The sequence below is a fragment of the Hymenobacter daeguensis genome (assembly GCF_054780555.1).
The window spans coordinates 1-22,220 of record NZ_BAAGWC010000002.1; the positions used below are offsets into that span (position 1 = coordinate 1).

Annotated in this window: 19 protein-coding genes; 6 read left to right on the forward strand and 13 right to left on the reverse strand. The window is 63.9% G+C overall.

The features are described from left to right. A partial coding sequence (locus ACYVHT_RS03670) for a hypothetical protein (RefSeq protein ID WP_460548072.1) occupies window positions 1-1,224 on the reverse strand: 1,224 nt, incomplete at its 3' end. 521 nt (window positions 1,225-1,745) lie between these two features. Between ACYVHT_RS03670 and ACYVHT_RS03675 the strand changes: the two genes are divergently transcribed. Beyond that, window positions 1,746-2,192, forward strand: a complete 447-nt coding sequence (locus ACYVHT_RS03675) for an SRPBCC family protein (protein ID WP_460548074.1) — start codon at window positions 1,746-1,748, stop codon at window positions 2,190-2,192. A 24-nt stretch (window positions 2,193-2,216) separates the two neighbouring features. Here the strand turns inward: ACYVHT_RS03675 and ACYVHT_RS03680 are convergent, their stop codons facing one another. Further along, window positions 2,217-2,696, reverse strand: coding sequence for a GNAT family N-acetyltransferase (locus ACYVHT_RS03680; protein ID WP_460548076.1), 480 nt, complete (start codon window positions 2,694-2,696; stop codon window positions 2,217-2,219). Window positions 2,697-2,777: 81 nt separating this feature from the next. On the opposite strand from ACYVHT_RS03680, the gene ACYVHT_RS03685 reads away from it, so the two are divergent. Then, entirely contained in the window at window positions 2,778-3,974 is a 1,197-nt protein-coding gene (locus tag ACYVHT_RS03685) for a class I SAM-dependent rRNA methyltransferase (protein ID WP_460549055.1), read from the forward strand. 84 nt (window positions 3,975-4,058) lie between these two features. Here ACYVHT_RS03685 and ACYVHT_RS03690 read toward each other — a convergent pair whose 3' ends face one another. Both ACYVHT_RS03690 and ACYVHT_RS03695 read right to left on the reverse strand, forming a co-directional pair. Beyond that, window positions 4,059-4,955 carry a prohibitin family protein gene (locus tag ACYVHT_RS03690; protein WP_460548078.1) on the reverse strand — a complete coding sequence of 299 codons (897 nt, stop codon included), beginning with the start codon at window positions 4,953-4,955 and terminating at the stop codon, window positions 4,059-4,061. A 37-nt stretch (window positions 4,956-4,992) separates the two neighbouring features. Further along, the gene (locus tag ACYVHT_RS03695) at window positions 4,993-5,202 is read right to left on the reverse strand and encodes a hypothetical protein (protein ID WP_460548080.1); all 210 of its coding nucleotides are present in this window, start codon (window positions 5,200-5,202) and stop codon (window positions 4,993-4,995) included. A gap of 170 nt (window positions 5,203-5,372) precedes the next feature. Between ACYVHT_RS03695 and crtD the strand changes: the two genes are divergently transcribed. Together crtD and ACYVHT_RS03705 are read left to right on the forward strand one after the other, a co-directional pair. Further along, entirely contained in the window at window positions 5,373-6,875 is a 1,503-nt protein-coding gene (crtD, locus tag ACYVHT_RS03700) for a 1-hydroxycarotenoid 3,4-desaturase CrtD (RefSeq protein WP_460548083.1), read from the forward strand. Between the two features lie 165 nt (window positions 6,876-7,040). Further along, window positions 7,041-7,724: a carotenoid biosynthesis protein gene (locus ACYVHT_RS03705; RefSeq protein ID WP_460548085.1), complete on the forward strand. Its 684-nt coding sequence runs from the start codon at window positions 7,041-7,043 to the stop codon at window positions 7,722-7,724. Between the two features lie 6 nt (window positions 7,725-7,730). Here the strand turns inward: ACYVHT_RS03705 and ACYVHT_RS03710 are convergent, their stop codons facing one another. Both ACYVHT_RS03710 and ACYVHT_RS03715 read right to left on the reverse strand, forming a co-directional pair. Next, complete coding sequence (locus ACYVHT_RS03710; protein ID WP_460548087.1) at window positions 7,731-9,188, reverse strand: hypothetical protein; 1,458 nt, start codon at window positions 9,186-9,188, stop codon at window positions 7,731-7,733. 49 nt (window positions 9,189-9,237) lie between these two features. Beyond that, window positions 9,238-9,666, reverse strand: a complete 429-nt coding sequence (locus tag ACYVHT_RS03715; protein ID WP_460548089.1) for a hypothetical protein — start codon at window positions 9,664-9,666, stop codon at window positions 9,238-9,240. A gap of 171 nt (window positions 9,667-9,837) precedes the next feature. On the opposite strand from ACYVHT_RS03715, the gene ACYVHT_RS03720 reads away from it, so the two are divergent. Next, on the forward strand, window positions 9,838-11,472 hold the full coding sequence (locus tag ACYVHT_RS03720; protein WP_460548091.1) for an NADP-dependent glyceraldehyde-3-phosphate dehydrogenase: 1,635 nt from the start codon (window positions 9,838-9,840) through the stop codon (window positions 11,470-11,472). Window positions 11,473-11,551: 79 nt separating this feature from the next. Here the strand turns inward: ACYVHT_RS03720 and ACYVHT_RS03725 are convergent, their stop codons facing one another. The 6 genes from ACYVHT_RS03725 to ACYVHT_RS03750 form a co-directional block, all read right to left on the reverse strand. Further along, window positions 11,552-13,762, reverse strand: coding sequence for a sensor histidine kinase (locus ACYVHT_RS03725; RefSeq protein ID WP_460548094.1), 2,211 nt, complete (start codon window positions 13,760-13,762; stop codon window positions 11,552-11,554). Window positions 13,763-13,802: 40 nt separating this feature from the next. Continuing rightward, window positions 13,803-14,501, reverse strand: coding sequence for a hypothetical protein (locus ACYVHT_RS03730; protein ID WP_460548096.1), 699 nt, complete (start codon window positions 14,499-14,501; stop codon window positions 13,803-13,805). 66 nt (window positions 14,502-14,567) lie between these two features. Beyond that, window positions 14,568-15,113, reverse strand: a complete 546-nt coding sequence (locus tag ACYVHT_RS03735) for a VOC family protein (protein WP_460548098.1) — start codon at window positions 15,111-15,113, stop codon at window positions 14,568-14,570. Window positions 15,114-15,446: 333 nt separating this feature from the next. Further along, on the reverse strand, window positions 15,447-17,309 hold the full coding sequence (locus ACYVHT_RS03740) for an ATP-binding protein (protein WP_460548099.1): 1,863 nt from the start codon (window positions 17,307-17,309) through the stop codon (window positions 15,447-15,449). Between the two features lie 345 nt (window positions 17,310-17,654). Then, on the reverse strand, window positions 17,655-18,530 hold the full coding sequence (tatC, locus tag ACYVHT_RS03745) for a twin-arginine translocase subunit TatC (RefSeq protein WP_460548101.1): 876 nt from the start codon (window positions 18,528-18,530) through the stop codon (window positions 17,655-17,657). 153 nt (window positions 18,531-18,683) lie between these two features. Next, the gene (locus ACYVHT_RS03750) at window positions 18,684-19,976 is read right to left on the reverse strand and encodes a serine hydroxymethyltransferase (protein ID WP_460548103.1); all 1,293 of its coding nucleotides are present in this window, start codon (window positions 19,974-19,976) and stop codon (window positions 18,684-18,686) included. A 232-nt stretch (window positions 19,977-20,208) separates the two neighbouring features. On the opposite strand from ACYVHT_RS03750, the gene ACYVHT_RS03755 reads away from it, so the two are divergent. Continuing rightward, window positions 20,209-21,486, forward strand: coding sequence for an RNA polymerase sigma factor (locus tag ACYVHT_RS03755; RefSeq protein WP_460548105.1), 1,278 nt, complete (start codon window positions 20,209-20,211; stop codon window positions 21,484-21,486). A 142-nt stretch (window positions 21,487-21,628) separates the two neighbouring features. On the opposite strand, the gene ACYVHT_RS03760 is transcribed toward ACYVHT_RS03755, so the two are convergent. Further along, window positions 21,629-21,964, reverse strand: a complete 336-nt coding sequence (locus ACYVHT_RS03760) for a hypothetical protein (protein WP_460548107.1) — start codon at window positions 21,962-21,964, stop codon at window positions 21,629-21,631. Window positions 21,965-22,220: the final 256 nt, after the last annotated feature.

The window sequence follows — 22,220 nt, forward strand, 5'->3', positions numbered from 1 at the left end:
CACCGTGCCGTTGCCGCCGCCGCCCACGCTGCCGATGGCCAGGGGCGTGCCGTTGGGGCTCGTGTCGTTGGCCAGCAATTGCGCCGCCGTTACCGTCAGCGGGCCGCACGAAGCCGTGAAGTTGTCCGTCCCCGCCACCGGCGTGTTCGCGTTCGGGTTGCAGGGGTTAGCCTGTACCTGAATGGTAACCGACGTGGTGGTTTGTGTGCCGCTGTTGTCCTGCGCAATGAAGCTCAGCACGTAGTTGCCAAGTTGCGCCACGGTAGGCGTGAAGCTGAACACGGTTTGCACCGGGTTGCCGGAAGTAGGCAGGGCAGGCACCGACGAGGCACCGGCGGGTACGCCCAGGGCCTGCAGGTTCACGTTGTCGCCGGCATCCGCATCGGTCGCGCGCACCGAGAAGGTGAGCAGCTGGCCGGGGTTGATGGTGTACACCGTACCGTTGGCCGGCGTGGGGGCCGTGAATACCGGCGCGGCGTTCGAAGCCACGTTGGAAATCTGGATGATGTGGTCAAGAATGATGCTCGTCGTACCATCCGATACTTTCACCACTGCGTTGTAGAGCTGGCCTACCGATTTACCTACCGTGCTGAACGTCACCACCCCCGTAGGGCTTACGACAAGCCCGGGAGCATTGGTAAAGCCAACGCTGCCCAGGTCGGCATTGGTGGCAGCCGTGTAAGTCAGGGGATTGCCGTTGGGGTCGCTCGACGGCAGCGAATAGCTGGCCGTGGCCTGGCCGGTGGGCAGGTTCACGATGGGGGGCAGCGTGGACACGGGGGAGTCGTTGGCATTGCCCGCCGCGACTACCGTAGAGAAGTAGAAGTTGCCATCAGCGTTGTTTTGCAGGGTGCTGATGCGGCAGCACGAGCTGCTCGCCACCGTGTAGTTGCCAGCGGCAGCATAGGTGTGGTTCACCACGAACTCGCCGTAGAAATACCCTGGGCCAACGGTTGTTACCGTAATAAAGGTAGGGGTAGAAGTACCGTCGCCAAAGTCCAGGGTGGTGCCCACATCAACCACCTGGCCCAGCACAGGCGGCGTGGTAGTGAAGGCATCATCGCGCCAGGCCTCCGTGACCCGGATGGTCACGTCGCGGTTGGTTGCCCCATTCGTTTGAAAGGTGATGGAGCCAAAGCGGAAGTGACTGGCCTCGGCCAGCATGCTGAAGCCAAGCAGCGGCACCGCCAACGCCAGTCGGCGAAGAAGAAGCTGTATTTTCATGCTTGAAAATTGTAAAAAGGGTGAAATAAATGGTGTTTTGAGAGTGGGTTTCTTGGTAATTAGAACATTGCACTTTCGCCTCTCGGCGGGTGGCTCTGTATGCCATGGACTTGCTGGTAAAAACCGTCTGTCGGCGCTTCTGACGGCGGGCGGGCTACGGCGGATGCAGCCCGGGGTAGCAGCTCATCAGCTGTCCGGTGGGCCGGAGGGTTTTAGCAGACATGTCCTATTTTTTTAAGTATTCACTGATTTTATTGTAACAAACCAGTTACATAACAAATATAGTGAAATACATGTCCTTGCAACACACAGCGTAATAATTTCAATAATTGTTAATAAAAAACCAATCTGATTTTTTATAAAACACTGATTTAAAGTATTTTAGTTGTTAAACATATCCAATATTTTTTTTACTTATGCTTAAAATAACGGCCGTACGCTGGCAAAGCGGCCGGCTGCCCAAGCGCCGCCCGGATGAGCGAAATGCCAACAAATGGCTTTGTCCGGCGTTAGCTGTTCCCATGCGCGTCCTTCTCAAAACTGCCGTAGTCCAATTGCCCGCCGAAGTGCTGGCTGGTTTCACGCGGGCCCTGTTCGTGGCCTTAGCGCCACCGTATCCGAAGCTGCGCGTGCGGCGCTTCGATGGCTGCCGCACCGGCGATGAAGTGCACATTGAATTGGACACGCTGGTGAAACGCCTGCCCTGGACTGCGCTGATTGTGGCCGATGGCCAGGAGCCCGACGGCACCCAATTCTTTGTGGATGAGGGACGGGTGCTGCCCCCGCCGCTGCGCTACTGGCAGCACCGCCACCGCATCGAGCCCGGCCCCCACGGCGGCAGCATCATTGTGGACGACCTGGAGTACCGCACCGCCTCGCCCCTGCTCGACGCCCTGATTTACCCCGCCATGTGGGCGCAGTTTGCCTGGCGCAGGCCCATTTACCGGCGCTGGTTTGGCAAGCCTTAGCTGGCTTATCAGCTGATTGGCAGCTTACAGGTCGAGCACCAGGCAGGTATCGCCCCGGTAGTAGGGCATGGGCCGCAGCGGCGCGGGCCGGAAGCCCAGCTTGTCGTAGAGGGCCAGGGCGGGCTGCATGTCGGCATCGAGCAGCACCTCCACGCGGCGGGCCCCCAGCTGGCGGGCTTTGCACAGGATGCTTTGCCCCAGCGCGTAGCCGATGCCCCGGCGCTGGGCCCGGAGCGAAACCGCCATCTTGGCCAGCTCATACACGCCGTCGTGCTCCTTCACGAGGGCGCAGGTGCCCAGGATTTCGCCGTCTGTGCCCACGGCCATCAGAATGTGGCCGCCCGTGTCGATGATGCGGCGCTGGGGGTAGTCGAGGGCCTGATTATCGGGCGCTTCGGCGCTGAAGTAGCGCGAAATCCATTCGTAGCTCACCTCGTAGTTCAGGGCCCGGAAGGCCTGCTGGTGGGCGGGTTCGAAGTCGATGATGGCAAAGGCAGCGGGCATGGGTGGGACTGGCGGGAGGAGTGTAGCGGAAACCGGAACGTAAAGTTCGCACATTACCGGCCGTACCTTTGCGCCCCTATGCTGAATCCCGCCACCATCGTCCTCAAAAACGGAAAAGACCACAGCCTGCGCCGCCGCCACCCCTGGGTGTTCTCGGGCGCCATTGCCCGCGTGAAGGGCGACCCGCAGGAGGGCGCGCCCGTGCGCGTCGAAGCCATCGACGGCGAGCTGCTCGGCGTGGGCCACTTCTCGGGCGGCGGCTCCATTGCCGTGCGGATGCTGGATTTTGGGGCGAATGCCATGCTGCCCACGGCCGCGTATTGGGAAGCCCGGCTGGGCAATGCCTACGCCCTGCGCCAGCGCCTGGGCCTGACCGGCACCGCCGATACCAACGTGTTCCGGCTGGTGCACGCCGAGGGCGACGGCCTGCCCGGCCTCATCATCGACGTGTATGGCGACGTGGCCGTGGTGCAGGCCCACAGCATCGGCATGTACCGCGCCCGGCCCGAGATTGCCGCCGCGCTGCGCGTGGTGTTCGGCGACAAGCTGCGCGCCATTTACGACAAGAGCGCCGAAACCATTCCCGGCAACGCCGTGCCCGAGGCCAAGAATGGCTACCTCTTTGGCGAAAGCAGCGGCAACGAGCACGTGGTGCAGGAAAACGGCCACCTGTTTGCCGTGGACTGGGAAACGGGCCAGAAAACCGGCTTCTTCATCGACCAGCGCGACAACCGCGCCCTGCTGGCCCGCTACTCGCCCGGCCGCCGCGTGCTCAACACGTTCTGCTACACGGGCGGCTTCTCGGTGTATGCCCTGGAGGCCGGCGCCGAGCTGGTGCATTCCGTGGATAGCAGCAAGAAGGCCATTGCCCTCACCGAGCGCAACGCCGAGCTGTCGGAGCACGCCGACCGCCACGCTGCCTACCCCGACGACGTGCTGGGCTTCCTGAAAAACCACTCGGCCGAGTACGACCTGCTGGTGCTCGACCCGCCCGCCTTTGCCAAGCACATGGGCGCCCGCCACGCCGCCCTCATGGGCTACAAGCGCCTGAATGCGGCCGGCATTGCGCACCTCGCGCCGGGCGGACTGCTGTTCACGTTCTCGTGCAGCCAGGTGGTTAGCCCCGAGCTGTTTGAGGGCGCGGTGCTGGCGGCGGCCATCGAGGCGGGCCGGCCGGCGCGCATCCTGCACCGCCTCACCCAGCCCGCCGACCACCCGGTGAGCCTGTTCCACCCGGAAGGCGCTTATCTGAAGGGGCTGGTGCTGGCGGTGGAATAGAACGATTTGCGTCAAGCTAAACGCCTGTCATCCTTCGCTGCGCTCAGGATGACAGGCGTTTTTAGTTTCTCTAAAGCTTTATTGCTACTTATTGCCCGCCGCCCCCGGCGCGGGCATCTGGAGCAGAAACTGACTGCCGCCGGCCCCGGAGGTGTAGGTGGGCACGTTGCTGCCGCCTTTTTCCCAGGCTTCAATCCAGCGCATTTGCACCAGCAGCGGCGTAAGCGACTGCTGCTGCTTTTCGTTGGCATAGGCCTGGGCGTCGGCGGCAATGCGGATGGCCTTGGCGCGGCCTTCGGCTTCGGCAATGTTGATGCGGGCCTGGGCTTCGGCCTGGCGGATGCGGTTTTCGGTTTGCAGGCCGGTTTGCACGGCGGTATTCTTGGCGTCGATGGCAGCTTTGAGGCTAGCGGGCGGCTCCAGCTTGGTGGTGATTTGCTGCACGATGAAGCCAAGATTCTGCAGCTGGCTGACGAGGTTGGCTTTCACCTGGGCCTCGTAGGTGCCCCGGTTGCTGATGAGGCTGTCGGCGGTGTAGCGGTTGGTGGCCACGCGGTAGGCCTCGTACACGGCCGTTTTCAGGAAGCCGTCTTCGATGGCCGGCAGCGGCCGCCGGTATTGCCGGAAAATGTCGTCTACCTTATCGGACTGGATGTAGTAGTTGAGGCTGGGCGCGACGCCAAAGCTGGAGCCGTCTTTGCTTTGCACCTCAAACTCCTCGTATTCTTTGTGTTGGGTATAAATCGGAAATTCGTGCACGGCCGTGCTCAGGGGACTGTAGAACACCCAGCCCGTGGTATAGGTAATGTCGTCGACGCCCCGGCTGGACCCGGCCAGGTTCACTTTGATGCCCACGTTGCCCGCGTCGATGCGCTCAACTTTAACCAGGCTGCAGCCGCCGACGAACACCAGAAGCAGCAGGCCAAGGTAAAGCAGCGGTTTCAGCCAGCTGCGCTCGGTGGGAAATTGAATGTTGGCCATTTAGCTGATGCAGGTGAAAAGGTGAAAGAGCATAAAATCAGTACCGCCAGAGTGCCCGGCCCACTTGGCGGAGCGAAAAAACAACACCGGCTGCTAATATCAGCAGGCCCAGCACTCCGCAGCCCAGCCACCAGTCGGAAGGTCGGCTCAGCCAGTCGAGGCACCGGGTGCCGGCACAGGGCAGCAGCCCCAGGTAGAACAGAAGCCAGAACACTGGCCGCAGGCCGGAAGTAATGTTAGCAGACATGGCGACTTGTGTTAATTACCGAAATATGCGGGCAGACTACTGCGGCAACGCTGCCGGGCAGCTTTCCACGAGTTTTATCGTCCGTTCTCATCCGGCATTACAGGTGGCACCACACGGCCATTCTGCCCGTCGTTAAAACCTCTGCCCACCCCTTGCGCGTTATGCCGTCAGTGTTTCGTAAAAAACTTTCATCTGCGCCCCGGCAGCCCGTGGCCATCATCGGGGCGGGCATTGCGGGGCTGGCCACGGCGGTGCGGCTGGCCGTGGCGGGCCACGCCGTAACGGTATTTGAGGCGGGGCCCACGTTTGGGGGCAAGATGCAGCAGTTCGTGCTGCCGGGCGGCTACCGCTTCGACATGGGGCCCTCGCTCTTCACCCTGCCGCAGCTGGTGGACGACCTGTTCCGGCTGGCCGGGCGCGTGCCCGCCGACTACTTCCGCTACCAGCGCCTCGACCCCATCACCCGCTACTTCTTTGCCGATGGCACCCGCCTCACGGCCTGGGCCGATGCCGCGAAGTTCGCGGCCGAGGTAGCCGCCCGGCTGGGCACCCCGGCGGCGGCCGTGACTGCGTTTCTGGCCCGCGCCGGGCGGGCGTATGAGGCCACGGCGGATACGTTTCTGCACAAGTCGCTGCACAAGGCGGGCACCTACTTCAGCCCCGAAACGCTGAAAGCCGTGGCGGCGCTGCCGCAACTGGGCCTGCTGGGCACCATGCACCAGCGCCACGAAAGCGCCTTCGGCTCCGACCCGCGCCTGGTGCAGCTGTTCGACCGCTACGCCACCTACAATGGCTCCGACCCTTACCAGGCCCCGGCCACGCTGAGCATGATTCCGCACCTGGAGCACGGCATTGGGGCTTTTTACCCCGAGGGCGGCATCTATGCCATTGCCGAAAGCCTGGTGCGGCTGGCCGAGGAGTTCGGCGTGAAGTTCCGCTACAATGAGGCGGTGGAGGAAATAATTACGGCCGGGAAGCGGGTGACGGGCGTGCGGACGGCGCTGGATGTGTACGACTTTGGCCGGGTGGTGAGCAACATGGACGTGGTGCCCACCTACCGCCGCCTGCTGCCCGGCCAGCCCGCGCCGGAGCGCACCCTGGGCCAGCCCCGCTCCTCGTCGGCCCTGATTTTTTACTGGGGTATTTCCCGCGAATTTCCGGAGCTGGACCTGCACAATATCTTCTTTTCGGCCGACTACCGGGCCGAGTTCCGGGCTATTTTCGAAGAAAAGACCGTGGCCGATGACGTGACGGTGTACGTCAACATCACCTCCAAAAAAACGCCCGCCGACGCGCCGCCCGGCCACGAAAACTGGTTTGTGATGGTGAACGTGCCCCACGACCAGGGCCAGGACTGGGCCGCCCTCACGCAAAAAACCCGCGCCGCCGTGCTCCGTAAGCTTAGCCTGACCCTGGGCACGGAGCTTGAGCCGCTCATCGCCGCCGAGCGGGTGTGGACGCCGCCGGGCATTGCCGCCGATACCTCTTCCTTTGGCGGGGCGCTCTACGGCAGCTCGTCCAACAATCCGCTGGCGGCGTTTCTGCGGCACCCCAATTTTTCGGGGCGGCTCGAAGGGCTGTACTTTTGCGGCGGCTCGGTGCACCCGGGCGGCGGCATTCCGCTGTGCCTGCTGTCAGCCAAAATCGTTTCGAATCTTATTAATGAGGAATGACCAATAATCGTCTGTCATCCTGAGCGTGGCGAAGGACCTTATCACCGAAGAACAACCTGCAGCAACTCCCAACCGCCGCTTACGTGATAAGGTCCTTCGCCCTCGCCTGATGCGCGACATGCTCAGGATGACAGGCCGGATATTCTTCACTCCTCATTCCCTTCTATGGTTGACTATACTGAGCCGCTACCGGCCGTGAACACCGGCCGGCTGCGCGTGGCCCAGGGCCTGGTGCTGCTGTTTCACCTCACGGGCTTCGTGGGGCTGGCCTTTTCCCAGGACCCCGGCTTCTACCTGCGGTTTACGCCGCTCACGCTGGTGCTCACGGCCGCGCTGCTGCTATGGTTTCAGCCCAGCCCGGGCGGCAGCTTCTGGGGGTTCTGCCTGTCGGTGGGGCTGCTGGGCTTCGCGGCCGAGTTCATTGGCGTGAACACCAACGGGCTGCTGTTTGGGCATTACAGCTACGGCGACACGCTGGGCTTCAAGCTGTTCGACCAGCAGCCCTTCAAGGGCGTGCCGCCGCTCATCGGCCTCAACTGGCTGGTGCTGACGTACGTGTGCGGCACGCTGGCCCGCTACCTGCCCTTGCCCGAGCTGGCGCGCATTCTGCTGGCCGCCGCCCTTATGGTGGGCTTCGATGCCTGCCTGGAGCCGGTGGCGGGCACCTACGACTTCTGGCACTGGTCGGCCAACATCATTCCGTTTCAGAATTTCCGCGACTGGTTCATCTTCTCCTGCATTCTGCAGCTGCTGTTCAACCGGGCCACTTTTCCCAAGCGCAACCCGCTGGTGCCGCTGGTGTACCTCACGCAGCTGCTGTTCTTTTTTTTGCTGGGTACGCTGCGCTAGGCGGGGCTATTTCACAGGCAGCAGCGGCTGCTTCGGGCTCAGATGTCCTTGCTGCTTCAGCAGCGCGGCGGCCGCGGCGAGGTGGGCCGGGTCGTGGACATTCACCAGAACCACCGGGCCATTCGGACCGGTAGCGCTGAACAGGAAATTTTCTTCCGGACGCAGGCGCGGGCCGCGCAGTGCCGGGAGGTTTTTTCGGAGGTAGCGCAGCGTGGCCGCGTGCTGCTGCGTGACGAGGATGACCGGCAGGTAATTGCCGCTCTGCGCCATGGCCAGCGCCTCGGCCGAGCCCAGGATGGGCGTGGCAGTGCCGGTGAAGGTGCTGTTGAACCGGTCCCGAAACGGCCGCGTGGCGGCGCTGAAATCCTCGGCATCGGTCCAGTACAGCACCTTGCGGAAGAGGTTGACGTAGTCGCTGGCCGCCTGCGGGAAAAGGCCGTCGAACCGGCTAATAGCCTGTTGCACAAAGGCACTGTCGATGGGCTGGCCACGCTCGGTGTAGCCCGCCACCAGCGGGTAGAGGGCGTGGGCGTAGCGGTCGATGTAGTCGTCGGCATACCACTCCCCGGCTTCGGGCTGGCCGGTTTGCCTGGTCCGAATCCACTCGCCGGCGGCCGTGGCCAGGCCTTCCTCCATCAGGTTGTAGGCGTAGCGGCGGTTGAGCGAAGGGCTGTGCAGGTACCAGCTTTCCAGCTGCTGCTGCAGCGCCAGCTGCTGCTGCGTGGAGAGCGAGTGGCACATCTCGTGAAACATAATGGTGCTGCCGCCCACAAAGTCGCGCGAGGCGGGGTGGCAGTTCAGCAGCACCACGTTGCCGCTCACCGAAGCCTTGTTGGTGAAGCCCTTGCCCGGCCCCAGCTGCGGGTTGAGCAGGATGCGGTAGGGCAGGTCATCGGGCCACACGCTGCCATAAAACGTGCGCAGCAGCCCAAACTGCCGCATGAGCTGGCTTTGTTTCAGAAACTGGGCGTAGGCCGTTTGCAGGCGGGCCAGCTCGGCGGCGTGGGGCTGCCAGGCCAGCGTATCGAAGGCGGGCTCGAAGTAGCGGTACACGCTGTCGAGGCGCACCAGCACTTCGTTGGGCAGCAGGCCCACGGTGCGGCGCTGCAGGTCGGGCAGGTCGCGGGCGTCGGCGGTGGCGGCCAGGTAGGCAGGGCCGGTAGTGGCCTGGGCGCCCAGCCGGCCGGCCGGGTAGCCTTCGCGCTGGAAGCCGGGCTCGCGGTCGAGGCGCTGGTAGCGCGCTAGCCAGCGGCGGGCGGCGGGCGTGTTGAAGCGGCTCTGCTCAAACATCCACCGCGAGCCGACGTGCGTGCCGCTGCTGCCGGCCAGCGTTTCGACGAACCGCACCAGGCAATGCACCCGGCTCACTTCCACGGTCACGGCCGGGCCGTAGCTACCGGGCGGCGGCTGGGCACCGGCGGGCTTGGTGAAAAGGAAAAGCAACAGGAACAGGAGGCGCTTCATGTGGCAGCAAAGTAGCAGCTGACGCAGCGGGACACAAGGGGGTGGGCGGCTACCCCAGCAGCCAGCCCAGCAGCCCGGCCCGGGCCGTCCAGGCCAGGGTCCGCAGCCAGTTGGTGCGCGTGAGGCCGTCGATGGCAATGTAGTCGAACCCCTTTTCCAGCCGGTTGTGGAAGGGCACCGAAATGAAGAACGTGGCCGCCCACACCAGCGCCACCAGCGCCAGGCTCCACCAGCCGGCCCCGCCGGGCAGCGCCGCGCGGCCGGCCCACGCCAGCCAGATGGCCAGCCCCAGCTCCAGCACCATCGGGGCCATCACCACCTGGCCCATGCGCCGGGTGTGCGCCGCGTGGTAGGGCACCCACGCCGGCTTCGGCACCAGCCCAAAGCCGGGGTAATGCACCACCTGCACCGTCCAGATAAGGCCGGTGAGGTAGGCCGCCACGGCGAAGTTGAGCAAAAGCAGCAGGTGCAGCGACATAAGCAGTAAAATAATTTGAATGGAAACATAGCGGTTTTTGCCCGCATCTGCGCCACGCAATCGTTCCCGTGAGAACCAGCCAGCCGGCGGCCCAGCGCCGAACATTTCGGCGCTCATTTGTTGGTGTGTAGGTTCGCACCGCACTTTTTCCCATCGGTTTCCCATTCAGCCATGTCTGTTACCACCGAAAACCTGACCCAACTATTCCCGCCCGACGCGGCGGCCATTCCCGAAGCCTGGCGGCTGGCCGAGCCGCTGCACCAGCGCCAGTACCTGCTCGACGGCGAGCTGCGCGAGTGGGCCGGCCCCACCCAGGAGGTCACTTCGCCCATGTTTGAGCGCCAGCCCGACGGCAGCCTCAAGCCCCGCGTCATCGGCTCCTACCCGCTGCTCGACGAGGCCGAAGCCCTCAAAGCCCTCGATGCCGCCGTGCGCGCCTACGACCACGGCCGGGGCGAATGGCCCAACATGAGCGTGGCCGACCGCATTGCGGCAGTGGAGAAATTCACCCGCCTCATCGTGGCCCGCAAGGCCGAAATCGTGAAGCTGCTGCTCTGGGAGATTGGCAAGTCGACGGCCGACTCGGAGAAGGAGTTCGACCGCACCATCGACTACATCCGCAACACGATTGATGCGCTCAAGGACATCGACCGCGACTCGTCGCGCTTCACCATCACCGAAGGCATCATCGGCCAGATTCGGCGCTCGCCGCTGGGCGTGGTGCTCTGCATGGGTCCCTTCAACTACCCGCTGAACGAAACGTTCTGCATGCTCATTCCGGCCCTCATCATGGGCAACACGGTCCTGTTCAAACCGCCGAAGCACGGCACGCTGCTGCACTTCCCGCTGCTGCAGGCCTTCACCGAAGCCTTCCCCAAAGGCGTGGTGAACACCGTGTATGGGCGCGGCAACACCGTGGTGCCGGCCCTCATGGCCTCGGGCAAGATTGACGCGCTGGGCCTCATCGGCAGCAGCCGCGTGGCCGATTCGCTCAAGAAAATGCACCCCAAGAGCAACCGCCTGCGCGCCATTCTGGGGCTCGACGCCAAGAATGCCGCCATCGTGATGCCCGACGCCGACCTGGACGTGGCCGTGAAGGAAGCCGTGCTGGGCGCGTTGAGCTTCAACGGCCAGCGCTGCACGGCGCTGAAGATGTTCCTCGTGCACGAGAGCATTGCCGACACCTTCGTGCAGCGCCTCGCCGCCGAAATCAACAAGCTGAAGCCCGGCATGCCCTGGGACGCGGGCGTGAACATCACCCCGCTGCCCGAGCCGCAGAAGCCCGCCTACCTGGCCGAAGTCATTGCTGATGCCGAAGCCCACGGAGCCCGCGTGGTGAACGAAGGCGGCGGCACCGCCAGCGGCCCGCTGGTGTACCCCGCCCTGCTCTACCCCGTGAAAGACGGCATGAAGGTGTGGCGCGAAGAGCAGTTCGGCCCCGTGGTGCCGGTGGCCAGCTTCGCCAGCACCGACGAGGCCATTCAGTACATCATCGACTCCGACCACGGCCAGCAGGTGAGCATCTTCGGCTCCGAATCGGAGGAAGTGGCCAGCCTCGTCGACCAGCTGGTGAACCAGGTGAGCCGCGTGAACATCAACGCCCAGTGCCAGCGCGGGCCCGACACCTTCCCCTTCACCGGCCGCAAAGACTCGGCCGAGGGCACCCTCTCGGTGTACGACGCCCTGCGCTCGTTCAGCATCCGCACGGTGGTGGCCACCAAGATGACCGATGCCAACAAGCACCTGCTCAACGAAATAGTGGACGGGCAGGAAAGCAGCTTCCTCAGCACGCGCTTCATTCTGTAGCGGTTGCCGTAGTGCGAACTTTGCCATTCGCGTCCCTGCACAAACCAATGGCGCGGGGACGCGGACGACAAGGTTCGCGCTACTTTTCCGCGCTGGCCGCACCAACGGCTTCCACCTGTGGCGCTGCCGGCGGGCGCTGGTCCTGCGGCAGGGTCACGACCAGCTCCGTGAACGCGCCCTCATCGGAACGCGCCGCAATGGTGCCGCCGTAGCCCTTGGTCACGATGTCGTAGCTCAGCCACAGGCCCAGGCCGGTGCCCTCGCCGGCGGGCTTGGTGGTGAAGAACGGGTCGAAGATGCGGTCAATCACGATGGGCGAAATGCCGCCGCCGTTGTCGCGCACATGCAGCTCCACGCAGCCGCTGAGCCGGCGCGTCCGCACCCGCACCGACGGCTGGTAGCTGGCTCCGAGCCGCCCGGCCTTCTCGTGCACGGCATAAAACGCGTTGGTGAAGAGGTTGAGCAGCACCCGGCCCAGCTCCTGGGGCACGGCATGCAGGGGGCCGAGGGCGGGGTCGAGGTCCAGCACGCGCGCCACGGTGAAGTCGCGGTGCTTGGCCTGGAGGCTGTGGTAGGCCAGGCGCAGGTAGTCTTCCACCAGGGCATTGAGGTCGAGGGCCTGCATCTGGCCGGGGTCGGCGTGGGCGTGGTCGAGCATGCCCTTCACAATGCCCGAGGCCCGCACCCCGTGCTGGTTGATTTTGCGCAGGTTCTGGCGCAGGTCGGCGAGCAGGCCATTCACCACCGCCGGGTCGTGCGTCGAAAGCTGCCGCTCCTCCTCCAGCTCCGCCAGCAGCTCCAGGCTCACTTCCGAGAAGTTATTCACGAAGTTGAGCGGGTTCTGCATCTCGTGGGCCACGCCGGCCGTGAGGGCGGCCAGGGCCACCATCTTCTCGCTCTGCACCAGCTGGCTCTGGGTGGCTTTCAGCTTGGTCAGGGTCTGGTCCAGCCGGTCGCGCTGCAGGGCAATCTGTTCGTTTTTGGCGTTCAGCTCCCGGTTGGCCCGCTGCTTCAGGAAGATGTTGCGGGCCAGCAGGCCGGCCAGCAGCGCCAGGCCCACCAGCCCGGCCACCAGTCCCAGCATTTCCTGGTGCTGCCGCTCGGCCCGCTGGGCCTGGATTTGCTGGCGCTGCCGCAGCAGCAGTATCTGGTCCTGCTTCTTGTCCAGCTCGTAGCCGTAGCGCAGGGCGGCGGTATTTTTTTGCGTATCCTCGCCCATCACCGAGTCTTTGTAGGCTACCCACTGGCGCTGGTAGTGGTAGGCATTGGCAAAATCGCCCAGTTTTGCATAGGCTTGGGCCAGGATGTCGCTGCCATTGCGCAGGCTCTCTTTATTGTGCGAAACCTGGCTCAGCGCCAGCGCATGCCGCGCCAGCACCAGTGCACTGTCGGTACGGCCAAGCAGCAGGTGGATACGGGCCACGGCCAGTTCGCCGGCGGGCAGGTTGTAAGCATCCTGGGCAGCGCGGGCGGTAGTGCGGGCCAGGTCGGCGTGGTGGAGTGCCTGTGCCAGGTTGCCCTGCTTCACGTATAGTTCCGACAGGTTAATCTCATCTATCCGGGCGCTTTCCAGGTCGTTTACCTCGTGGTTTTCACGCACAGCCCTTTGCAGGTAGCTCACCGCAAGCGGCCAGTTTTTTTGGATTCGGTAGGCGTTGCCCAGCATATTCAGCGCACCGGCTATCATATACTTGTCGTTCAGGGCTTCGGCGTTGCGCAAGGCCGGCCGTAGCACCGCAATGGCTTCTTTAGCATTTTCCAGCTGCACGTATATCGTGCCAATGATGACCTGCAGGCGGGTCATGCCTATCTTATCGTTCGCTTTCTCGGCGTAGGGCAGCCCCCGCAACGCGGCCTGGAGCGCTACGGTAGGATGCTCCAGCTGTAATTCAATCCAGGCCTCCTGCTGGTATGTTTTGCCTATTTCGGTCAGGTCGCGCCGCCGCTTGTAGAATACCCGCGCTTCCTGGTTGTAGCGCTGGGCCGTCACATTGTCGCCCGCCCGCCGGTGGAATGTCGCCAGCCGCATCAGGGCCCGGCCTTCGCCCACCGAGTCGCGCAATTGCCGGCTCAGGTCTAAGGCCTGCTTCATGGCCTCAATGGCGCGGGGCAACGCCATCATTTGCAGCTCCATGCTAAGGGCCTGAAGCCGGCGCACGCGGATGGTGTCGGCCTGCGGGTTGGCTTGTAGCAGCGCGCGCAGGCTGTCGGCCGGGCGCGTCTGGGCCTGGCCGGGGACGGCAGGCAGGCCTGCGAGCAGCAGAAACAACAGGAGCAGCCAGGGTTTCATCAGCAGAAGAATTGCGGCCCTCAATAGATGTGCTTATGTTTCATCCACCGACAAGACCAGCGGTGTCACTGTCCTCCCGGAGTTGGCGTTGCCGCGCTATTTCCCTCTCCCTCTCTTCAGTTGCCCCTTTACGTTTGCCAGCCCCAAACGCCAAGCCACCAACTCCAAAGACTGAAAGCCCCAGGAAAATGAGCTTGCCCCAACGGCGCTTTGCCCGGTCCCAAGGGATAGACGTAAAGCCGTTCTCATCCTGCGGCAAGGTATCTGTCGGGACGGGCGGATTAATGGTCAGGCCCAGCAAGGTACCCGATGTTGCATCCTGTAAAATGCTGTGTGCAGCTACGGTGGGAGTAGCGCCGCCTGTTTCATAAGCGCTAGGGCTCTCCACAGAAGTAAGCTGGTTTTGAGGCAGCTTCGTTTTCAGCGAGTCATGGAGTTGCTTCAGTTTTTCAACATCTGCGCGGGCCACCTTCCAATATAGCACCGTATGGTCGCCGGTGGCTGGCAAGTGGCCCAACGAATGCGTCAGGCGCAGCAATATGTCCCGACTGCCAGCCTCTTCGGCATAGCCTATCTTGAATGTCCGAACCATGCTGGTGTCTGTATTTGCGCCGTATTCCGGCTTGTACAGCAGTCCTTCGTACATGCGTGCAGCAGCCCAGAACTTCTTCTGGCTATCGTATCGGAGCTCGATAATGGCGGGACGCAACAACGGCGGCGGCGGCGGGGCTTGCGGCATGGGATTGTCAGTTAACGTCTGTTATCGCTGTTTTTGTCATCCTTCAATGCGTGGCAAACGCCGCCGCTAGCTCCCGGCCGGGCTGCTGCCCTCCTCGCTCACCGTCGGCGGATTGATGACATGGGTCGGCTCGATGGGGAATTCCGGCATTGGCGGAGCCGCATCATCCTGCCGCTTAATGAAGGGCACCGGCGGGTTGATAATCACGCCGACGCGGTGCCCCGACTTGTCCTTGAGCACGGCACGCTTCGTTTCGGGCTTGTCGCGGCTGCCGCGTGGGCTTTCATCGTACTTCTCTATCACTTTGTATCCCTGGGCCTCCAAGGCGCTGCAAGCGTCTTCCAGGTCTTGCACCGACGTGCCTACCTCCCAGAACACAATCGTGCAATCGGTTCTGGGCGCGTCTTTCTGCATCAGCAGCAGCTCCGAGCTTTTCGATATTATCAGAGAATACGAGGGCGGCCCAGCACTTTCCATTGGCTGGCCCTCGGGCAGGGCCGAATCGTATAGCGCCTTGGCCTTTTCGTAGCGCTCTGGCTCCGAAAATCGCAGTACGATGGAGGAAACGCCTCCGAAAGCAAGCACAGGGGCATCGACGGGCAGCTGGTCCATAGGAAAAGGGGTAAGAAATGAGCAAGCCGCGTCCCGCTACGGTTTTCCGTCGGCACAATGGCCGGCAGCTAAACAGGTCAGCAACTTATATTTTTATAAATATTAAATATTTAAATCATATTCCAAAGCATTCAATAACATCTTGCCAATATTTAATTGACTCTCTCCTTCCTGCCACCGTCATTATCCCGCCATAGCCGTGTACCGACCAGGTGCTCAGCCTGGCCGCCCGGCCTGTTTCTTCCCACACCATGCTACGCAGCGGCAAAACCGGAGCGTTGAGGCGCAAACCCGCTGACAGGCTGCCGTTGCTCCGCTTTTATTGTGCCGCTTTTATTTCGCCACCGGTAGGCTCACCGTCACGTTGGTGCCGGCCCCGGGGCGGCTCTGAATGATGAGCGTGCCGCCGTGCCGGTGCACGAAAGCACGGCTCAGGGCCAGGCCCAGGCCGAGGCCGGTGGCCTGTGGGTCGGCGGTGGGCTCGGGCAGGGCGGGGCCGCTCATGAGCGAGGCCACGGTGGCGGCGCTCATGCCCGGCCCGGTGTCGGTGCAGCTGATGAGCACCATGTCGGGGTCGTCGGGGTCGGGGGCGGCCTCGAGGTGCACGTGGCCGCCGGCGGGCATAAACTTCAGGGCGTTGCCCACCAGGTTGCGCAGTATGGTGCGCGTCATGTTGCGGTCGGCCAGCAGGCGCAGGTCGGGCGGAGCGGCCATGGTGATGTGCTGCCAGCTGGCCGCCGCCGTGGTCTGGTACAGGGCTTGGCACTCGGCAAACAGCGCCGATACCGGCAGCGGCGTGGGGCGGCAGTCCAGTTCCCCCGTCTGGCTCACGGCCCAGTTCAGCACGTTGTCGAGCAGGTGGTTGAGGCTGTCGGCGGCCTGGCGCACCAGGCCGGGCAGGCGGGCCAGGCCGGCCTGGTCGTTCTGGGCGATGTAGGAATCAATCAGACTGGTCACGCCCGCAAAGGCCGTAACCGGGCCGCGCAGGTCGTGGGCCACAATGGCGTAGAGTTTGTCTTTCGACACGGCCACGCGGCGCAGCTCTTCCGATACTTTTTCCAGGGCCCGGTTGTTTTGGGCCAGTGCCGAGCGGCTGCGGCGCAGGTTGCGGTGCAGGTAGGCAGCCACCAGCAGGCCCAGGGCCAGCACGGCCACGGCCGCGCCCAGCAGGCGGTTGTGCTGCGTTTGCTCGCGCTGCTGCTCCGTGAGCTGGCGCAGGCGGCGGGCGCGCTCCTGGGTTTCGCTGCTCACCTGGGCGGCGGCCAGGGTTTGCAGGGTCTGGCGGCTGTTGAGGCTGTCGTTCAGTTCCACGTAGCGCTGGTTCCACTCGTAGGCCTGGCGGTAGTCTTTCGACTCGGCGGCTTCGGCCGAGAGGATGTTGTAGGCATCGAGCACGCGCTCCAGGTAGCCGCTCTGGCGGGCCAGGCGCAGGGCTTCGTGCACGGCGGCATTGGCCCGCACCCGGTCATCGGTCTGGATGTAGTACATCGCAAACATGATGAGCTGATTGGCCTGGTTGCGTACCGCGTGCTGCCGCCGGCTGATGGCCAGCGCTTGGGTGAGCAGGCGCTTCACCCGGCCCAGGTTGCCCACTCGCATCTGGTAGGTGGCCAGGCTGGACAGGTAGGTGGCCTCGGCCGTGGAGTCGGCCTCGCGGCGGGCCAGGGCCAGGGCCAGCGAGTCGAAGTGCAGGGCCTGGAAATACTGCTTGCGGTAAAACTGCAGGCTGCCCATGTTGCCCAGCAGCTTCATGCGGGTGCGGGGCGTCACGCCGGGGCGCGGCGTGAGTTGCAGGGCACGGGTGTAGTGGTGCCAGGCCGTGGTAGAGTCGCCCCGCTCGTGGTAGATGCTGCCCTGCGCGGTATAGGCACGGGCCAGGCCATCGTAGTTTTTCTGCTCGCGGGCCAGGTTCTGGGCTTCGGCTAGCAGCGTGAGGGCCTCCGGGCCGTTCGAAAGGTTGGCGTAGCAGCTGGCCAGGCTCAGCAGGCTGCTGAGCAGGCCGGCGTTGCGCTCGGGCTCGGGCAGGGTGCGGGCCAGGGCCACGGCGGCCTCGCCGTAGGGCAGGGCGCGGGCGGGCTGCTCCTCGCGCAGGGCGTAGCACATGGCCGTGAGCAGGCGCAGCCGGGTGGTATCGGGCAGGCGGGTGGCCAGTTTCTGGCGCAGGGCCTCGGTGCTGGCGGGCAGGGCCTGGGCCATGGCCGGCGGGCGCGCAAGCGCCAGCAGCAGCCCCAAGGCCGTCAGCCACCCCCCTAAAAAACCGGCCCGCGTCATAGTTGGCTACTTAGTGCTTGTCAAAGATAAGCACAACGACCGATTATCACGCTTTAATGCTATTTCAGATTCTCCCAAAGCAGGACTCCACCCAACACTATTTCACAAAAAACACACTTAATCAAGGCACAGCAATTGATTTCAATCGCCAGGGTCTGAGAAAAATCGTTTTAAAATATTCCCTCCAACAAGTCCAATGCAATTTCATACCTGGCAAATCCGTTTGCGGGGCAAAACGCGTTGCCGCCCCGCAAACCTGGCTGCCGACGCTTATTGCGCGGCGTTCTGTGCCTGCTCGCGGGCCAGCTTGGCATTGAGACGGGCGGCATCGCCGCGCCGCACCACGCGGGCAATGTGAATGCTCAGCTCGTAGAGCAGCAGAATGGGGATGGTGACGATAATCTGGGCCGAGATGTCGGGCGGGGTGATGACGGCCGCGATGATGAGGATGACCACAATGGCGTGCTTGCGGTACGTCTGCATAATTTCGGGCGACACGATGCCGGCTTTGGCCAGGAAGAAGACTATCATGGGCAGCTCGAACACGAAAGCGCACGACACGCTCATGGTGGTGAGCGTGCTCAGGTAGCTCTGCATGTCAATCTGGTTTTCGATGCTGGCATCGACCACGTAGCCGGCCAGGAAGTTGATGCTGAGCGGCGCGGCGATGTAGTAGCCAAACAGCAGGCCCATAATGAACAGCACCGACACGAAGAACACGGCCCCCTGCGAGTTGGCGCGCTCGTGCGGGTAGAGGCCGGGCTTCACGAAGCGCCAGATTTCCCAGAACAGGTACGGAAACGCCAGCAGAATGCCCACAATGAACGAGGTGCTGATGTGCATGGTGAGCTGCCCGCTCATCTCGCGGTTCTGAATGACGAAGCCTACGTCGTTGATGCACAAATCGGGCGCGTGCACCCACTCCCCGAACTTGCAGAACATGCGGTAAGTCCAGAAATCGGGGCGCGAGGGGCCGAGGATGATGTCGTGAAACAGCAGGTCTTTGGCGAAAAACGCGCCGGTGGCAAACACCACCACCGAAATGGCCGCCCGGATGATGTGCCAGCGCAGGGCCTCCAGGTGGTCGATGAAGGACATTTCGTGCTGTTCGCCCGAAAGGTTGGGTTGTTGAGGTTGCGGTTGCACGGAGGGGAAGCGGGGAATAGAAAACGGGGCTAAAATCGTTTGTCATCCGGAGCGCAGCGAAGGACCTTATCACGCCAGAACAGGCTGTTCGAACGTGATAAGGTCCTTCGCTGCGCTCCGGATGACAGCCGGCATCATCCCTTACGTAAAAAGCTACGTAAATAGCGGGTAGTCCTGCAGCCAGGCGTTCACGCGCTGGCGGACCTGCCCGATGCGGGTATCGTTGTCGTGGTTGGTCAGGGTTTCGTCAATCAGTTCCACGATGCGGGCCATGTCGGCCTCGCCCAGGCCACGGGTAGTTACGGCGGCCGAGCCAATGCGGATGCCGCTGGTCACGAACGGCGACTTGTCGTCGAAGGGCACCATGTTTTTGTTGATGGTGATGTCGGCCTTCACGAGCGTATTCTCAGCCAGCTTGCCGCTGATGCCCTTCGAGCGCAGGTCAATCAGCATGAGGTGGTTGTCGGTGCCGCCCGAGATAATGTCGTAGCCCAGGCTGGTGAAGCCTTTGGCCAGTGCCTGCGCGTTGCGGGCCACCTGCCGGGTGTAGGTTTTGAAGTCGTCGCTCAGCGCTTCGCCGAAGGCTACGGCCTTGGCGGCGATGACGTGCTCCAGCGGGCCGCCCTGGGTGCCGGGGAATACGGCGCCATCCAACACGGCCGACATGGGGCGGATTTCGCCTTTCGGGGTTTTCAGGCCGAATGGGTTGTCGAAATCCTGGCCCAGCATGATGAGGCCGCCGCGCGGGCCGCGCAGGGTTTTGTGGGTGGTCGTCGTCACGATGTGGCAGTGCTGGAAGGGATTATTGAGCAGGCCGGTGGCGATGAGGGCCGAGGGGTGCGAGATGTCGGCCAGCAGCAGGGCGCCTACTTCGTCGGCGGCTTCGCGCAGGGCGGCGTAGTTCCAGTCGCGGGAGTAGGCCGAGGCGCCGCAGATAATCATTTTGGGGCGCTCGCGGCGGGCGGTTTCCTTCACCTTGTCCCAGTCGATGAGGCCGGTTTCTTTCTCCACGCCGTAGAAGCTGGGCTGGTAGAGCTTGCCCGAGAAGTTGACGGGCGAGCCGTGCGTGAGGTGGCCGCCGTGGCTCAAGTCAAAGCCGAGGATTTTGTCGCCGGGCTGCAGGCAGGCCAGCATCACGGCGGCGTTGGCCTGGGCGCCGGAGTGGGGCTGCACGTTGGCCCACTGCACGCCAAAGAGCGCCTTCACGCGGTCGATGGCCAGCTGCTCAATCTGGTCCACGATTTCGCAGCCGCCGTAGTAGCGCTTGCCGGGCAGGCCCTCGGCGTACTTGTTGGTGAGCACGGAGCCCTGGGCGGCCATCACCTGCTCCGAAACGTAGTTTTCGGAGGCGATGAGCTCAATTCCGTGGGTTTGGCGGGTTTTCTCCTGGGCAATGAGGTCGAAGATGACGGTGTCGAGGAGGGCGGAGGGGGCGGCTGTTTGCATGGCCGTAAAGGTAAGACGGAAGGGGGTGAAGGTGGGAATACGTCTGTCATCCTGAGCGCAGCGAAGGACCTTCTCACGTTCGCATTATTGTGATTGCTGCAAACTGTTCATCGGTAAGAAGGTCCTTCGCTCCGCTCAGGATGACAGACGCTCCCTTTCCGACCTCTCCCCCGCTCTCTCCTTCCCTATTCCCCGTTTCCGTCGTTACTTGCTACTGCCTTTGCTCCCTGCCATGCCCACGCCCCTTGCCGAATCCCTTACCCAGCTGCGCGTCGGCAACCAGAAGTCGCTGATTGACTTCTACCAGCGCAGCCGGCACCTGTTTGCCCGCTGGGCCCAGCGCCAGCACCAGCTGCCCCCGGCCCAGGCCCACGGCCTGCTTCAGGATGCCCTGCTCGACTTCTACGACCAGGTGGCCGACGGCCGCCTCACCCGCATGCCCGACGACCTGCGGGCCTACCTCTACGGCATGGCCCAGCAGCGCCTGGCCGCCCAGGTGCCCGCCAACGTGCCCCTGCCCGCCGCCGAGGCCAGCCGCCGCCAGCACCTGCTGGCCCAGTTCAACCAGCTGGGGGCCGACTGCCAGCAGGTGTTCACCTACTTCTACTTCAACGGCTACAACCTGGCCAAGCTGGGCGGCAAGATGGGCTACCCCAACCCCACGGTGGCCCGCATTCAGAAAAACAGCTGCCTGCGCAAGCTGGTGGACCTCACCCGGCCCGCTGCCGGCCTGCGCCAGCACCTCGATGCCCTCGAAAGCTTTGCCGACGGCCACCTGCCCCCCGCCGAGCAGGAGGCCTTCGAGCTGCGCCTGGAGCAGGACGACACCCTGGCCGATGCCCACGCCGCCTACGAGCAACTGACCGCCGACCTGCGCTGGGCCGCCGGCCACGACACCCTGCGCCTGCGCCTGCAAGCCCTCGATGCCCGCATGGACGAGCGCGGCACCGCTCTGGCCCGCGCCGAAACCCTGGGCCAGCAGCGCCAGCGCCGCAGCACCACCCGCAGCCTGGTGGGCGGCGTGCTGCTGTTGCTGGCCGGCGTGGCGGCCTGGTACTTTCTGCGCCCCACGCCCACCCGGCCGCCCCGCAGCTGGGAGGCCTACTACCAGCCCGACCCCGGCCCCGCCGTGACCACCGGCCTGCTGCACAGCCGCCCCCTGCTGGCCGAAGCCCTCGACCAGTACCAGTCGGGCCACTACCCGGCCGCCCTGCACTCGCTGGGCCGCGTGAGCCCCGCCAGCGTGGGGGCCGATACCCTGCTTTACCTGCGCGGCCTCATTCTGCTGCGCGAGGGCCAGGGCGATGCCGCCCAGCTCTACTTCCGCCGCGTGGGCGATGCCGGCGAGCTGGGCCGCCGCGCCCATTACCACCTCGGCATGGCCCACTGGCAGGCCCAGGAGCTGCCCGCCGCCCTGGCCGAACTCCGCGCCGTGGCCGCCGATTCGCTGAACCCCTACCGCGCCTCGGCCCAGCGGGCCGTGGCCGCCGGCGTGCTGGACGGCAAGTAGCGAAGTAGCGCAAACTTTGTCGTTCGCGCTACAAAACAAAAAGCCCCGCTCAACTTATTGAGGGGGCTTCTTTCTGTTTGAAGTGGTTCGGAACCACTTCGGACCGGTTCCGAACCACCCGGGACCGGTCCGGAGCCATAGGCTAGCGGCTGCCGCCGGCCGTGGGCCGGCTTTTGGCCGCGCCCAGGCGCTGGGCGTAGCGCTTTTTCATAGTTTGCAGGGCGGTTTGCACGGCGGCGGTTTCGCCGTTGTCGTGACGCAGGTCTTCGTACACGTCGTCGGCGGTCACCATCACGTCGGCCCCGGCCAGGCGGTAGGTGTCGTTCACTTTCTGGGCCAGGGGCCCGAGCACGGCCAGAATGCCGCGCAGGCTATCGAGCAGGGCCACGTCTTTCTCAAACTCGGGCAGGTCGAAGCTGCGGCGGGTGAAGCTTTGGTCGGCGCGCACGGCATCGAGGGCGGCCTGGGCGAAGGGCACCCCATCGAAGCCAATGTTGCGCAGGCTCCGGCTTTCCCCGGGCTGCAGGGTGATGAGGAAGGGCAGCAGGGTGATGAGGAAGGGCAGCAGGGCCTGGGCCTGGCGCAGCAGGTCGACGACTTTTTTGGCGTCGGCGAGGGAGAGGGTTTCGGAAATGCGGTTGCCTTGTTTCAGGGGTAAATGGGGGGTAAAATGAAAAAGATGGGAGAGAAAAAAGCGGACGGCCCGGCCCCGAAAGGCCCGGCCGCCCGCCTGT

Excerpts from the sequence above, each read along its gene's own strand:
- ACYVHT_RS03720 (WP_460548091.1), top strand. The coding sequence starts at position 9,838 with ATGTCTGTTACCACCGAAAACCTGACCCAACTATTCCCGCCCGACGCG.
- ACYVHT_RS03755 (WP_460548105.1), top strand. The coding sequence starts at position 20,209 with ATGCCCACGCCCCTTGCCGAATCCCTTACCCAGCTGCGCGTCGGCAAC.
- ACYVHT_RS03705 (WP_460548085.1), top strand. The coding sequence starts at position 7,041 with ATGGTTGACTATACTGAGCCGCTACCGGCCGTGAACACCGGCCGGCTG.
- ACYVHT_RS03730 (WP_460548096.1), bottom strand. The coding sequence starts at position 14,501 with ATGCCGCAAGCCCCGCCGCCGCCGCCGTTGTTGCGTCCCGCCATTATC.
- ACYVHT_RS03690 (WP_460548078.1), bottom strand. The coding sequence starts at position 4,955 with ATGGCCAACATTCAATTTCCCACCGAGCGCAGCTGGCTGAAACCGCTG.
- ACYVHT_RS03715 (WP_460548089.1), bottom strand. The coding sequence starts at position 9,666 with ATGTCGCTGCACCTGCTGCTTTTGCTCAACTTCGCCGTGGCGGCCTAC.
- ACYVHT_RS03740 (WP_460548099.1), bottom strand. The coding sequence starts at position 17,309 with ATGGCCCAGGCCCTGCCCGCCAGCACCGAGGCCCTGCGCCAGAAACTG.
- ACYVHT_RS03710 (WP_460548087.1), bottom strand. The coding sequence starts at position 9,188 with ATGAAGCGCCTCCTGTTCCTGTTGCTTTTCCTTTTCACCAAGCCCGCC.
- ACYVHT_RS03750 (WP_460548103.1), bottom strand. The coding sequence starts at position 19,976 with ATGCAAACAGCCGCCCCCTCCGCCCTCCTCGACACCGTCATCTTCGAC.
- ACYVHT_RS03675 (WP_460548074.1), top strand. The coding sequence starts at position 1,746 with ATGCGCGTCCTTCTCAAAACTGCCGTAGTCCAATTGCCCGCCGAAGTG.
- ACYVHT_RS03680 (WP_460548076.1), bottom strand. The coding sequence starts at position 2,696 with ATGCCCGCTGCCTTTGCCATCATCGACTTCGAACCCGCCCACCAGCAG.
- ACYVHT_RS03725 (WP_460548094.1), bottom strand. The coding sequence starts at position 13,762 with ATGAAACCCTGGCTGCTCCTGTTGTTTCTGCTGCTCGCAGGCCTGCCT.
- ACYVHT_RS03695 (WP_460548080.1), bottom strand. The coding sequence starts at position 5,202 with ATGTCTGCTAACATTACTTCCGGCCTGCGGCCAGTGTTCTGGCTTCTG.
- ACYVHT_RS03735 (WP_460548098.1), bottom strand. The coding sequence starts at position 15,113 with ATGGACCAGCTGCCCGTCGATGCCCCTGTGCTTGCTTTCGGAGGCGTT.